Source organism: Phenylobacterium sp. (genome assembly GCF_036502675.1).
In the GTDB taxonomy this organism is placed as follows: Bacteria; Pseudomonadota; Alphaproteobacteria; order Caulobacterales; family Caulobacteraceae; genus Phenylobacterium.
In genome coordinates this window covers 1-13,857 of sequence record NZ_DASXYF010000136.1, presented here as the reverse complement: position 1 = coordinate 13,857, position 13,857 = coordinate 1, and the positions used below count along the sequence as shown (strand labels likewise).

Genomic DNA, 13,857 nt, shown 5'->3' with positions numbered 1-13,857 from the left:
CGGGACGCCCAGCCCCGCGGCCTCCTCGGTCAGCGCCGCGAGCTTGGCCTCCCGGCCCAGGATCGGTTCGCCGACGAGGCCGGTCAGCGCGCCCGCAGCCTCCCCCAGGGTGTTGGCCCGGTTCGCGTGGAATCCGGCGACCGCCGCAACCCGCTCGGTGAAGAAGTTGAAGCCGCCCGAAACCAGCACGCAACGCGCGCCGTTCGCCGCCATGGTCCTGACCAGCGTCCGCGCCCCGGGGTTCAGCCGCACCCGCTCCGCATAGGCCTGTTCCAGGGCCTGCACCGGCAGGCCCTTCAGCATCGCCACCCGCTCGCGCAGCGCGCCCTCGAAGGCGATCTCGCCGCGCATGGCCCGCTCGGTGATCGCCGAGACCTGCGCCTTCATGCCGGCGAAGTCGGCCAGTTCGTCCAGGCACTCGCAGCCGATGATGGTGGAGTCCATGTCGGCGACCAGCAGCCGCTTGCGCCGCCCCTCCCAGGGCTGCACGCAGACGTCGATCGGCAGGTCCGCCAGCGCCCCGCGGGCGATCCGGCGCACCGGCTCCAGGGCCGGCGCCTCGACCAGCAGGTCGATCGCGCCCGGCCCCAGCGGCCGGGGCTCCTTGACGCGCGCCTGCGCGCCTGCGAGCGCTTCGGAAAGGCCCGCGACCGCGGCGCGCGGCTGGGAAGCGTCTGGACTGACGAGGGTAAGAGCGATCTGCATGCCGCCCCGCATCTGGCTGATCGCCGGTCCCACCGCAAGCGGCAAGTCCGCCCTGGCCCTGCGCCTGGCCGAGCGGGACGGCGGCGAGATCGTCAATGCCGACGCCCTGCAGCTCTACGCCGACCTGCGGGTGCTCTCGGCCCGTCCCGACCCAGCCGAGGAGGCCCGCGCACCGCACCACCTGTTCGGAGTCGCCGACGCCGCGGACGGCTGGTCCACCGGCCGCTGGCTGCGGGCCGCCACCGATGTCCTGGCCGACATCGCCGCCCGCGGCCGCGACGCCATCGTGGTCGGCGGCGCCGGCCTCTATTTCCACGTCCTGACCCACGGCCTGGCGGAAATCCCCGCGGTCCCCGCCGACGTCCGCCGCCAGGCCGCCGCCGACTTCGAGGCCCTGGGCGAGGCCGCCTTCCGCGACCGCCTCGCCGCCGCCGACCCGGCCGCCGCCCGGCGCATCGCCCCCGGCGACCGCCAGCGCCTCTCCCGCGCCTGGGAAGTGTTCGCCGCCACCAGGACGGCGCTCTCCGACTGGCAGGCCCGCACGACGCCGACGCTTGCGCCCGGCGCCTGGCGCGCCATCGCGCTGGAGCCGCCGCGCGCGGCGCTCTACGCCCGCTGCGACGCGCGGTTCGAGGCCATGGTGGCGGCTGGCGCGCTGGAGGAGGCCGCCGCCCTCCTCGCCCGCGGCCTCGACCCCGCCCTGCCCGCCATGAAGGCGGTGGGGTTGCGCGAGCTCGGCGATTTCCTGCGCGGCGAGGCCGACCTGCCGGCGGCCACCGCCGCGGCCCGGCAGCAGACCCGCCGCTACGCCAAGCGCCAGCTCACCTGGCTGCGCAACCAGATTCCCGGCTGGCCGCGCCTCGACGCCGCCGACCCTGAAGGCCAGTGGCGGCAATTTCTGGCGCAGGCCGCCGGTTGACGCCAGGCCCCACGCGTGTCACATCCTCAACCATCCGATTTTGGAGACTGCCGTTGCGCGTCCAGCTCGTACTCGTAAGGCGACCGTCCAGGGGCTGACCCGCGTCAGCCTTCGCACGGTCGCTTGCGCCAGGCCCCCCGCGGGCCTTTTTTATTGCCCCCTTCCAGGCTGATCCCATGACCGCCCACCTGACCATCGAAGCCGACGCCAAGCGCCAGGAGGCGCCCGCAACCCTGACCGGCGCCGAGATGCTGATCCGCGCGCTGCTCGACAACGGCGTCGATGTGCTGTTCGGCTATCCGGGCGGGGCGGTGCTGCCGATCTACGACGCCCTGTTCGCCGAGCCGCGCCTGCGCCACGTCCTGGTCCGCCACGAGCAGGGCGCGACCCACGCCGCGGAGGGCTACGCCCGCTCCACCGGCAAGTGCGGGGTGGTCCTGGTCACCTCCGGCCCCGGCGCCACCAATGCGGTCACCGGCATCACCGACGCGCTGATGGACTCCATCCCCATGGTGGTCATCACCGGCCAGGTGCCGACCCACCTGATCGGCACCGACGCCTTCCAGGAATGCGACACCATCGGCATCACCCGGCCCTGCACCAAGCACAACTACCTGGTGAAGTCGGTCGAGGACCTGCCGCGCATCGTCCACGAGGCGTTCCACATCGCCACCTCCGGCCGCCCGGGCCCGGTCGTCATCGACATTCCCAAGGACGTCCAGTTCGCCCACGGCCGCTACCGGGGGCCGGACGAGGTGGCCTTCGCCCACAACTACCATCCGCGGGTGAAGGGCGACGCGGCCAAGATCGCCGAGGCCGCGGCGATGATCGCCGGCGCCCGGCGGCCGGTGTTCTACACCGGCGGCGGCGTGATCAACGCCGGCCCGGCCGCGGCCCAGGCGCTGCGCCGCTTCGCCGAAATGACCGGCGCGCCCGTCACATCGACCCTGATGGGTCTGGGGGCCTTCCCGGCCTCGGACCCCAGGTGGCTGGGCATGGTGGGGATGCACGGCTCGTTCGAGAGCAACAACGCCATGCACGACTGCGACGTGATGATCGCGGTCGGCTCGCGCTTCGACGACCGGGTGACCGGCCGGCTGGACGCCTTCTCCCCGCACTCGCGCAAGATCCACATCGACATCGACGCCTCGTCGATCGGCAAGAACGTGCGCGCCGACATCGGCATCGTCGGCGACGCGGGCGCGGTGCTGGACGACCTGATCGCCGTCTGGACCCAGCGCAAGCTCAGCTGCGACAAGGCGGCCCTGGCCGACTGGTGGAAGCAGATCGGCGTCTGGCGCGCCCGCCAGGGGTTCCGCTACCGCCCGCGCGCCGACCTGATCCAGCCGCAGCACGCGGTGCAGCGCCTCTACGAACTGACCCGCGGCCACGACGTCTACATCACCACCGAGGTCGGCCAGCACCAGATGTGGGCGGCGCAGTTCTTCCACTTCGAGGATCCCAACCGCTGGATGACCTCCGGCGGCCTGGGCACCATGGGCTACGGCCTGCCGGCGGCGGTGGGCGTGCAGGTCGCCCACCCCGACAGCCTGGTCATCGACATCGCCGGCGACGCCAGCGTGCAGATGACCATGCAGGAGTTCTCCACGGCCATTCAGCACGATCTGCCGATCAAGGTGTTCATCCTCAACAACGAATGGATGGGCATGGTCCGCCAGTGGCAGCAGCTGCTGCACGGCGAGCGCTACTCCCACTCCTATTCCGCCAGCCTACCGGACTTCGTGAAGCTGGCCGAGGCCTACGGCGGCGTCGGCCTGCGCGCCGACCACCCTGACGAGCTGGACGACAAGATCCGCGAGATGATCTCGGTGAAGCGCCCGGTAATCTTCGACTGCCGGGTCACCAAGGAAGAGAACTGCTTCCCGATGATCCCCTCCGGCAAGGCCCACAACGAGATGATCCTGGGCGAGGACGCCGCCGACCTGGGCTCGGTCATCGACGACGCCGGCCGCAAGCTGGTCTGACTCCAACGGGGACACGTACGCTCGCGTACGTGTCCCCTGATCTTCAGGTCTCAGCCTCCGCCAGATACCCGTGCAGCGCGGCCACCACCTGCGCCCCTTCGCCCACCGCGGAGGCCACCCGCTTCACCGAGCCCGCGCGCACGTCGCCGATGGCGAACACCCCGGGCCGGCTGGTCTCCAGGGGCGTGCGCGCCCCGGTCGTCACGAAGCCCTTGGCGTCCAGATCGACACCGGACCCGGCCAGCCAGTCGGTGTTGGGCTCCGCGCCGATGAACAGGAACAGGTGGCCGACCGGCCGGCGGACATCCTCGCCGTCCGCGCGCCAGCGGATCGCCGAGAGCACCCCGTCCTTGCCCTCCAGCGCAGTGACCTGGGCCCCTGTCACCAGCTCCACGTTGGACAGCCCGCGGATGCGGTCCACCAGGTAGCGCGACATGCTGGCCTCCAGCCCGCCGCCGCGCACCAGCAGCCAGACCTTGGCCACCTGGCTCGCCAGATAGACCACCGCCTGGCCGGCGGAATTGCCGGCGCCGACCAGCGCCACCTCCTGGCCCGAGCAAAGCTTCGCCTCCAGCGGCGAGGCCCAGTAGTGGATCGACGCCGCCTCGTAGGCCTCGAGGTCGGTCACGTTCAGCTTGCGGTATCGCGCGCCGCTGGCCAGCACCACGGCCCGCGCCGACACCTGCTCGTCACGGCCCACCTGCAGGTGGAAGCGCCCGTCGGGGCCTCGCCCCTCCAGCCGCGTCGCCGCGTCGGGTATCGCCAGCTCGACGCCGAACTTCTGCGCCTGACTGTAGGCCCGCCCCATCAGGGCCATGCCGCTGATCCCGGTGGGAAAGCCCAGGTAGTTCTCGATCCTGGCCGAGGCGCCCGCCTGGCCGCCGAACGCCCGGCAGTCCAGCACCAGGGCCGACAGCCCTTCCGAGCCCGCATAGACCGCCGCCGCCAGCCCCGCCGGCCCGGCGCCGACGATCGCCACGTCATAGGTCCGCGTCGGGTCCAGCGGCCCCACCAGGCCCAGGCAGCGGGCCAGCTCCCCCTCGCCCGGGTTGCGCAGGATCTGGCCGCCGGGGCAGAGCACGATCGGCAGCTGCGCCGGGTGCACCCCCAGGCGGTCCTCGAGGGCGCGGGCGTCCTCCGGGTTGTCCGGGTCCAGCCGCTGGTACGGGTGGCCGTTGCGGGTCAGGAAGCTCTCCAGCCGCAGCACGTCGCCGTCCGCCGCCCGGCCGACGATCACCGGCCCCACGCCGCCCTCCAGCAGGCCCACCCGCCGCAGGATCAGCGCGCGCATGATCCGCTCGCCCACCTCGGCCTCGGCGATCATCATCGCCCGCAGCTTCTCCGGCGGCAGGACCAGCGCCTGCACCTCGCTCAACGCCATGGCGTCCACCAGGGCCGGACGCCCGGAGAGCTGCGCCAGCTCGCCCATGAACGCTCCCGGTCCGTGGGTGACGATCGGCTGGTCGTGGCCGCGCTCGTCGCGGCGGGTGACCCGCACCTCGCCGGCCAGCACGACCACCAGGCCGTGGCCGATCTCTCCGGCCCGCATCACGCTCTCGCCGGCGGCGAAGCGGCGCTCGGTCCCGAACCGGCGCAGCCGCTCGATCTCGGCCGGCGACAGGGCCGGGAACATCTGGGGGGCACGGGTGTCGATGATCGTCTGGGCCATGCGGCGCACTCCCGCGAAAGCCCCAGGGCGCACGGCGGCGCGGGCGCGGTCAAGGGCCTCGGCCGCGCGCGGTTGCAGTCGGCGGCGGCTTGTGACACCTCGTGGCCATCGCTCGCGACAGGCCAGACCCATGCCCGACCCCCAGCCCGGCTCCGTCTACGAACCGACCCACGAGGAGGAGCCGGAGAACCTCGCCACCTTCGCGGTGCTGGTGGACAACGAGCCCGGCGTGCTGCACCGGCTGGTGGGGCTGTTCGCGGCGCGCGGCTACAATATCGAGAGCCTGACGGTGGCCGAGACCGACCGCCGCTCGCACACCTCGCGCGTCACCATCGTCACCCGCGGCGCCCCGCACGTGCTGGCCCAGATCGAGGCCCAGCTCACCAAGATGGTCGCCGCCCGCGACGTGCGCGACGTCACCCGCGACCCCAACGGCGTCGAGCGCGAGCTGGCGCTGATCAAGGTGAAGAGCACCGGCGTCGAGCGGGTGGAGGCCCTCAGGGTCGCCGACATCTTCCGCGCCAAGGTGATCGACACCACCCACGAGAGCTTCATCTTCGAGGTCACCGGCGCCTCGGCCAAGATCGACAAGTTCGTCGATCTGATGCGACCGCTGGGCCTGGTGGAACTCTCCCGCACCGGCGTGCTTTCCATCACGCGGGGCGCCGAAGCCATGTGAGGACGAGGCGATGGCCGCGCTCCGCAACGCCTGCGGCCTGGCGCTGATCCTGGCCCTGGCGGCCGCCGCCGAGGCCGCGCCGCGCCGCAAGGCCCCGCCGGGGGCGCCGGCCGACCTTTCCCCCGCCGACGCCGCCGTCTGGCCCTATCCGCCGCCGGATCCAAGGTCCTGGTGGGACGACGACCGTCCCAGGCCGCCGGAAGCCGCCGATCCCCTGGGCGGCCGGCGGCTCAGCTCGCGCGACCGCCTGGTCCCGGTCGACAACGGGATCGAGCCCACGGTCTACCGCCTGTGGGGCCTGCAGCCCCTGCAGACCCAGCCGCTGACGGCCGACGAGATGGTCCTGGAGGTCTGGACCCGCCCCGCCCGCAGCGTCCGCCAGGCGGTGATCCGCGTCACCGTCCGCAGCGACGGCCGCGCCTTCGTCCAGGCCCGGGCCGGCTACGCCTGCTGCGAGCCGGGCGTCGCCCGGCGGGTGGGCTTCGACGCCGGGCTGCCGGCAGGCGCGGCCGCGTCCTTCCTGGCGTTGCGCGTCGCGCCCATGTGGGACGCGCCCCGCGACGTGCGGGTCATCGACCCCTCGGTCTCCACCGAGGCGATCTGCGTCGACGGCGTGGCCTACGACCTGACCCTGCTGCTGCCCGGACGGTCGCGCTCGCTCCGCCGCGCCTGCGACGAGGCCGCCATCGGCCAGGCCGCCGACGCGCTGGGCGCCGCCTTCGCCGCGGCCCTCGGCCAGGAGCCCCGCTTCGACGTGCTGTTCCCGGGCGGCGCCGGCTTCGCCGCCGCCAAGGCCGCCTATCAGGACCTCCTGGCCGGCGGCGGGGGCCTGCAGCCCGCGCCCCGCACGCGCCCACAACCGCCGGGGCTGGCGGATCAACCTGCGGGATGAAGCCCTTCCCCCTCGATGGGGAACAGGCTTTCGGATCAACACCTTCAAATCCGGGCGCATCCGTCCTATATTCAACGGGTCCGGCTTGCCGGACTATGGAGATAAACGCGCACGTAATAAGCGGACTGGACCCGGGTGCGATTCCCGGCGGCTCCACCAATCCTTCCCGGGTCATCGACGGGAAGCACGGGGCCGATCAGCATCGACAGACGTCTAAAGGTGTTAGCTTTCTCCCGGCATGGCCCACCGTTTCGGGCCTTTAACTAACTGCGAACGATAACTTCGCTGAAGAGGTTCGCCTCGCCGCGTAATGCGACGAGTCGTTTCTCGACCTAAAGCCCTGGTGTCTTAGCAGCGCCAGGCGGGGCTCGGAGGGGGCCTGGCAACAGAACCCCTCCACTTTCCGTTTCCGCCGCCTCGGTTCGCCTCCCGCGGGAACCGTTCGCTTTGTCGCGACGCCGCCTTGCACGGCGCGGCCGAAAGTTTAGGGTCTCGCAGTCCCCCGCACCGGAGCGCCCATGGCCCAGGATCCGCCGGCCCAAGATCTGATGCACTACGAGAGCATGGCGCAGGACGCCCTGCGCGGCGTGGTCAAGGCTGCGCTGAAGAAAGCCGCGGCGCCGGAAGGTCTGCCGGGCGCCCATCATTTCTACATTACCTTCAAGACCGAGGCCCCGGGGGTCTCCGGACCCGACGATCTCCTGTCGAAATACCCGGACGAGATGACCATCGTCCTGCAGCACCGCTATTGGGACCTGGCGCCGGGCGAGACTTTCTTTTCCGTGACCCTGCATTTCGGCGGCCAGCCCAAGCGGCTGTCGGTGCCCTATTCGGCGGTCACCCGGTTCTATGACCCCAGCGTGCAGTTCCTGCTGCAGTTCGAAGCCCCCGCGGGCGAAGCGGCCGCCTCGGCCGCGGAGGCCGCCGCGCCGTCGCCGCCGCCCGCAGCCCCGTCCGCCGGCGAGGGCGAGGCCAAGATCGTCTCCCTCGACCAGTTCCGGAAGAAGTGAAGCCGCCCGGTCCCGCAGCCTTCCTCGCCGCCCTCGCCCTGGCCTGGGCCGCCCCCGCAGCCGCCCTTGCCGGCTCCTTCTCCGACTGGTCCGCCGTGGTGGTGGCCGGCGACTGGCACGCCCACTCGGGCGGCCCCTCCGAGGCCTTCGACAACGCCCGGCGCGACGTCTCCAGGGCGCTGGAGGCCGCAGGCTTCGCCGGCGGCAACCTGCGCCAGTTCTCCGTCCGGCCCGAGCGCTACAAGGACGTCCGCCCCTTCAAGTCCGATCCGAAGGCGATCTACGACGCTCTGACCGACCTCACCGCCCGCAACCCCGGCGGCTGCCTGGTGTATTTCAGTTCCCACGGCGCCCAGCAGGGCGTGGTGGTGGACCGGCAGCTGCTGGCGCCGCAGATCCTCGGCGCCATCCTCGACCGCACCTGCGCGGCGCGGCCCACCATCGTGGTGATCTCCGCCTGCTTCTCCGGGGTCTTCATCCCCGAGCTCGCCCAGCCCAACCGGATGATCCTCACCGCCGCCCGGCCGGACCGCACCTCCTTCGGCTGCGGCGAGTCCGACAGGTACCCCTACTTCGACGACTGCTTCCTGCAGTCGATCCGCGCCACCGGCGACTTCCCCGACCTCGCCCGCGCCGTCCAGGCCTGCGTCGCGGCCCGGGAGGTCAAGGAGGGCATGAGCCCGCCCTCCGAGCCGCAGCTGTGGATCGGCCCGGCGCTGCGGCCGATCCTGCCGCTCTACCGCTTCGCGGCGGGACCCAAGGGACCCGGCTAGGGCGGACTGCGCCTGGGGACGCCGGTTCCGGCGCCCTTTGCCGACTCTGCGCGGCGCCCTACAAGTCCGGCGGAGCTTCACAAAAGCATGCGGACGCCGACCAGCTCATGGGTTCCATCGCCAAAGCCGCCGTCCTGGCCTTCGCGGGCGCGCTCGCCGCCGCAGGCCTCGCGCTCGCCCAGGACGCGCCGGTCGCGACCGCCCCGGCCGCTGCGCCCAGGCCCCCGGCCGCGCCTCGTCCGGCCGCCGCCGCGACGGCTCCGTCCAACCGTCCCGCCGTCCCGCACCGCGCCGCGCCCGCGACGGCCAGGCCGGCCGCGCCCTCCGCCCCCGGCCTCGCCGCCTACGTCCCCGTCCTGCCGATCCAGCCCTCCGGCGCGCGGCTCGCGCCCGGCGAGCCCCTGCCTCCGGCCGAGCTGGAGGCCTTCGTCGACGGGGTGGTGCGCGACGCCATGGCCGAGTCGCACATCGCCGGCGTCGCCGTCAGCGTGGTCCAGAACGGCCAGGTGGCCCTGAAGAAGGGCTACGGCTTCGCGGGCCTCGCCCCCGCCCGCCGCGTGGACCCCGACCGGACGCTGTTCCGCATCGGCGACATCTCCAGGACCTTCACCTGGATCACCCTGATGAGGGAGGTGGAGGCCGGTCGCATCCGCCTGGAGGCGCCGGTCAACCTCTACCTGCCCGAGCAGTTGCAGGTGCGCGACCAGGGCTACCGCACCCCGGTCAAGGTGGCCAACCTACTGGACCATTCCGCGGGCTTCGAGGACCGCGCCCTGGGCCACCTCTACGAGAACCGCTATCAGCGCGAACGCCCCCTGGCCGACTACCTGCGGCAGGAGCGGCCGCGGCGCGTCCATGCGCCCGGCGAGATCTCCAGCTATTCCAACTACGGCGCGGCCCTGGCCGGCGAGGCGGTGAGCTATGTCGCCCAGAAGCCCTTCGAGCGGCTGGCCGAGGACGAGATCTTCGTGCCGCTCCGCCTGGCGCACACCACCTTCCGCGAGAACCGCCCGGCCAAGGCGGGCTTGCCGGCGCCGATGCCCGCGGCCCTGGTCGCGGACATTTCCGACGGCTACGCCTGGACCGCCGCCGGCTTCCAGGCGCGGCCCTACGAGTTCATCGGCCACATCGCCCCGGCCGCCTCGGCCTCTTCCACGGCCGGCGACATGGCGCGCTATATGGTCGCCCTGCTGAATGGCGGGGCGCTGGACGGGGCCGCGATCTACGCACCGCGCACCGCGCTGGCCTTCCGCACGCCGCTGCGCGCCACGCCGCCCGGGATCAACGGCTGGGCGCACGGCTTCATGGTCTATGAGCTGCCGGGCGGCCGCCGCGGCTTCGGCCACCCGGGCTCCACCCTCTCCTTCAAATCCAACCTGGTGGTGATCCCGGAACTGGGCCTGGGGATCTTCGTCTCCGCCAACACCGAGACCGGCCGCGACCTCGCCGCCCGCCTGCCCGGCCGCATCCTCGAGCAGTTCTATGCGCCGCCGCAGGCCTTCCCGCGCCCCGGCGACCCGGCGCTGGTCCGCGAGCGCGGCCGCTACCAGGGCTACTACGTCTCCACCCGGCGGGCCTATGGCGGCCTGGAGGCCTTCGTCACCCGCCTGCGCTCCGGCGCCTGGGCGCGCGTCTCCTCCGGAGGGCGGCTCGCCACCAGCGGACGCGAGGGCGTCAGGACCTGGGTTCCGGAGGGCGATCCGGCCGCGGGCCGCTTCGTGGCCGCCAGCGGCGTCGGGCGGCTCGACTTCAACCTGCGGGGCGGGCGGGCGACCGGCTACGTGGCCTCCGACAACTTCGGAACCTTCGAGCGCACCGACGGCTGGCGCCAGCCCCGCGCCCTCGCGATCCTGGCCGCGCTGACCGCGCTCGCCGCCGCCGCCACCCTGGGCGGGGTGCTGCTGCGCAACCGCCGGGAGTTCCGCGAGACCAGTATCCAGGGCCGCCTCAGCCAGATCCAGAACACCCAGGCCGCGCTCTGGCTCACCGCCATCGCGCTCTTCCTGCTCTGGACCTCGAAGAGCGGCGACGCCGCGGCGCTGATGTACGGCTGGCCGGGCCCCTCCCTGATCCTCGCCTCGGCCTGCGCCCTGGTGGCCGCGGCCCTGACGCTGGCCGCCCTGGTCGCCCTGCCCGCCGTCTGGCGCGGCGGCCGGCGGGTGGACTCCTGGTCGCCCCTGCGCAAGCTGGGCTTCAGCTTCACCGTGCTGGTCTACGCCGCCTTCTCGATGGCGCTGTACGGCTGGGGGGCGCTCACCCCCTGGAGCGGCTGATCTTAAGAGACTTAAACGCGCCGTTTACCTTGCACTGGGTAAATCCTGCCTAGCGGGGGCGCGGACTGCCGGCCGCTCCAATGCTCGCCTGGGGAAGGTCGCAGGATTTGAACGGGTTCGTCGCAACGCTGCAGCGATTCGGAATCGGACGGCTGGCGGCGATCCTCGGCATCGGCGCGGGCGTCGCCGCCGCCCTGTTCGCGCTGACCCTGCAGCTCGGCCAGCCCAAGGGGCTGCTCTATTCCAACCTCGACCTGAAGGAAGCCGGCTCCATCACCGGGGCCCTCGACCAGGCGGGGATCAAGTACGAGGTGAAGGGCGACGGCGCCACCATCCTGGTCCCCCGCGACCAGGTAGCCTCCACCCGCCTGCTTCTGTCCGGCAAGGGCCTGCCGACCTCCGGCTCGGTGGGCTACGAGATCTTCGACCAGGCCAATGCGCTGGGCCAGACCGACTTCGTCCAGCAGCTCAACCGCCAGCGCGCCCTGGAGGGCGAGCTGGCCCGCACCATCCGCGGCCTCGACGGCGTTACCGGCGTGCGCGTCCACCTGGTGCTGCCCAAGCGCCAGCTCTTCGAGGAGGAGACCGACCCGCCGTCGGCCTCGGTGACCCTCAGCGTCGGCGGCCGCGAGCCAGGCTCCGACCAGGTCAAGGCGATCCAGAACCTGGTGGCCGGCGCGGTGCCCAGCCTCAAGCCCGAGCGCGTCACCGTCGTCGACCAGCACGCCAAGACCCTCTCCGGCCCGCAGGACGGGAACGAAGCCGCCGACGGCCGCAAGAGCGAGGTGGAGACCCGCATCGCCAAGACGGTGCGCAACCTGGTCGAGGGCGTCGTCGGCCCCGGGAAGGCCCGGGTCAACGTCACCGCCGACCTCGACCTCTCCCAGGTCACCGTACAGAAGGAATCCTACGACCCCGACGGCCAGGTGGTGCGCTCGGAATCGACCACCGAGGAGAACGCCAAGGAGACCCAGCCTTCCGACTCGGGCCAGGTCACGGCGTCCAGCAACATCCCGGGCGGCGCGCCGCCCGCCGCCGACGGCCAGTCCGGCTCCACCACCGGCAAGACCGAGACCACCACCAACTACGAGATCACCAAGACCACCCGCACCGAGGTGCAGGGGCCCGGGCAGGTGAAGCGGCTGTCCGTGGCGGTGGCCGTCGACGGCGTCACCGCCGTCGGCAAGGGCGGCAAGCCCGGCGCCTACGCGCCGCGCAGCGCCGAGGAGATGAAGCGCATCGAGGACCTGGTCCGCACGGCGGTGGGCTACAACACCGACCGCGGCGACCAGGTGACGGTGGTCAACGTCAAGTTCCCCACCCTGGACGACCAGGAGGGCGTCAGCGCCGCCAACCCGCTGATGGGCTTCGACAAGAACGACATCATGCGCGGCGTCGAGCTGCTGATCATGCTGGTGGTCGCCGTCCTGATCATGCTGTTCGTGGTCCGTCCGCTGCTGAAGGGCGGCGGCGCGGGCGGCGGCCTGCCGATGATGGCGCCCTCCGGCGGCCAGCGCATGGCCACGGGCCCCGACGGCCAGCCGATGCAGATCGCCGTGGACCCCGCCACCGGCCAGCCCCTGCAGATCGCCGCCCAGTCGTCCGAGATCGACCAGAGGATCGACATCGCCCGCATCGAGGGCCAGGTGAAGGCCAGCTCGGTCAAGCGCGTGTCGGAGTTCGTCGAGAAGCACCCGGAGGAGTCGGTCTCGATCCTCCGCTCCTGGCTGCATGACACCGCATGAGCAAGCCGAAGGGCAAGAGCGTCGTCGACGCCGCACGGCTGAGCGGCCCGGAAAAGGCGGCCGTCATCCTGCTGTCGCTGGGCGAGGAGCACGCCACCATCTGGCGCGCGCTCGACGAGGAGGAGATCAAGGAAGTCTCCCAGGCCATGGCCAGCCTGGGCACCGTCTCCGCCTCGGTGGTGGAGGACCTGCTGATGGAGTTCGTCTCCGGCATGTCCGGGGCCGGCGCCATCATGGGCTCCTTCGAGCAGACCCAGAAGCTGCTCGCCGCGATCATGCCCTCCGAGAAGGTCGAGAACCTGATGGAGGAGATCCGCGGCCCGGCCGGCCGCACCATGTGGGACAAGCTTGGCAACGTGAACGAGGCCGTGCTCGCCAACTACCTGAAGAACGAATACCCGCAGACCGTCGCCGTCGTGCTCTCCAAGATCAAGTCGGAGCACGCAGCGCGGGTGCTGGGCTGCCTGCCCGAGGACTTCGCCCTGGAATGCGTCACCCGCATGCTGCGCATGGAGCCGGTGCAGCGCGAGATCCTCGACAAGATCGAGCAGACACTGCGCAACGAGTTCATGTCCAACCTGGCGCGCACCTCCAAGCGCGACAGCCACGAGATGATGGCGGAGATCTTCAACGCCTTCGACCGCCAGACCGAGGCCCGCTTCATCGCCGCCCTGGAGGAGCGCAACCGCGAAAGCGCCGAGCGCATCCGCGCCCTGATGTTCGTCTTCGAGGACCTCTCCAAGCTGGACCCCGGCGGCGTCCAGACCCTGCTGCGCGCCGTGGACAAGGAACAGCTCGGCCTGGCGCTGAAGGGCGCCTCGGACACGCTTCGGGAAATGTTCTTCTCCAACATGAGCGAGCGCGCCGCCAAGATCATGCGCGAGGACATGGAAACCATGGGGCCGGTGCGGCTGCGTGACGTCGACCAGGCGCAGATGGCCATGGTGCAGGTCGCCAAGGACCTCGCCGCCAAGGGCGAAATCATGCTGGCGACGTCCAACGCCGAAGACGAGTTCGTGTACTGATGTCCGGCGCACCCCATCAGAAATTCGGCTTCGACACCGAGTTCGACGCGACGGGCGAGGTCGCCTACGCCGCGCCGCGGCCGAAGCGCAGCTTCACCCCCGAAGAGGTCGAGCAGATCCGCCAGCAGGCCTATGCGGAAGGCGAGCGGGTGGCGCTGACCAGCATCACCGCCCAGCAGATG

Annotated in this window: 11 protein-coding genes, 1 other RNA gene and 1 pseudogene; 11 read left to right on the top strand and 2 right to left on the bottom strand. The window is 71.9% G+C overall.

Translation table 11 applies throughout. The features are described 5' to 3' along the window. Window positions 1-705 (bottom strand): HAD-IB family phosphatase (locus VGL30_RS17475; protein WP_331541298.1); only part of this gene is annotated, 705 nt, incomplete at its 3' end. Between VGL30_RS17475 and miaA the strand changes: the two genes are divergently transcribed. Together miaA and VGL30_RS17465 are read left to right on the top strand one after the other, a co-directional pair. Beyond that, entirely contained in the window at window positions 704-1,624 is a 921-nt protein-coding gene (miaA, locus tag VGL30_RS17470) for a tRNA (adenosine(37)-N6)-dimethylallyltransferase MiaA (RefSeq protein WP_331541297.1), read from the top strand. The two genes, VGL30_RS17475 and miaA, sit on opposite strands and share 2 nt — an antisense overlap. 176 nt (window positions 1,625-1,800) lie before the next feature. Beyond that, on the top strand, window positions 1,801-3,609 hold the full coding sequence (locus tag VGL30_RS17465) for an acetolactate synthase 3 large subunit (RefSeq protein ID WP_331541296.1): 1,809 nt from the start codon (window positions 1,801-1,803) through the stop codon (window positions 3,607-3,609). A 43-nt stretch (window positions 3,610-3,652) separates the two neighbouring features. Here VGL30_RS17465 and VGL30_RS17460 read toward each other — a convergent pair whose 3' ends face one another. Further along, a complete protein-coding gene (locus tag VGL30_RS17460) occupies window positions 3,653-5,278 on the bottom strand; it encodes an FAD-dependent oxidoreductase (protein ID WP_331541295.1) in 1,626 nt (541 codons plus the stop codon). 130 nt (window positions 5,279-5,408) lie between these two features. Here VGL30_RS17460 and ilvN point away from each other — a divergent pair, with 130 nt between their 5' ends. From ilvN to VGL30_RS17415, 9 genes and pseudogenes are all read left to right on the top strand, one after another. Then, window positions 5,409-5,957, top strand: coding sequence for an acetolactate synthase small subunit (gene ilvN / locus VGL30_RS17455; RefSeq protein ID WP_331541294.1), 549 nt, complete (start codon window positions 5,409-5,411; stop codon window positions 5,955-5,957). Window positions 5,958-5,967: 10 nt separating this feature from the next. Continuing rightward, complete coding sequence (locus VGL30_RS17450) at window positions 5,968-6,849, top strand: hypothetical protein (RefSeq protein WP_331541293.1); 882 nt, start codon at window positions 5,968-5,970, stop codon at window positions 6,847-6,849. Window positions 6,850-6,888: 39 nt separating this feature from the next. Further along, window positions 6,889-7,250, top strand: a transfer-messenger RNA (tmRNA) gene (ssrA, locus tag VGL30_RS17445). A gap of 117 nt (window positions 7,251-7,367) precedes the next feature. Further along, window positions 7,368-7,859, top strand: coding sequence for an SspB family protein (locus tag VGL30_RS17440; RefSeq protein WP_331541292.1), 492 nt, complete (start codon window positions 7,368-7,370; stop codon window positions 7,857-7,859). Continuing rightward, on the top strand, window positions 7,856-8,632 hold the full coding sequence (locus tag VGL30_RS17435) for a C13 family peptidase (RefSeq protein ID WP_331541291.1): 777 nt from the start codon (window positions 7,856-7,858) through the stop codon (window positions 8,630-8,632). Before VGL30_RS17440 ends, VGL30_RS17435 begins: the two co-directional genes overlap by 4 nt. A gap of 107 nt (window positions 8,633-8,739) precedes the next feature. Beyond that, window positions 8,740-10,905: a serine hydrolase domain-containing protein gene (locus VGL30_RS17430; RefSeq protein WP_331541290.1), complete on the top strand. Its 2,166-nt coding sequence runs from the start codon at window positions 8,740-8,742 to the stop codon at window positions 10,903-10,905. A gap of 107 nt (window positions 10,906-11,012) precedes the next feature. Beyond that, window positions 11,013-12,650 (top strand): flagellar basal-body MS-ring/collar protein FliF, encoded by a 1,638-nt coding sequence (gene fliF, locus VGL30_RS17425; protein ID WP_331541289.1) that lies wholly within the window; start codon window positions 11,013-11,015, stop codon window positions 12,648-12,650. Next, window positions 12,647-13,675, top strand: a complete 1,029-nt coding sequence (gene fliG, locus VGL30_RS17420) for a flagellar motor switch protein FliG (RefSeq protein WP_331541288.1) — start codon at window positions 12,647-12,649, stop codon at window positions 13,673-13,675. Before fliF ends, fliG begins: the two co-directional genes overlap by 4 nt. After that, window positions 13,675-13,857, top strand: a pseudogene (locus VGL30_RS17415) (flagellar assembly protein FliH); the annotation flags it as partial. The gene fliG and the pseudogene VGL30_RS17415, both read left to right, overlap by 1 nt.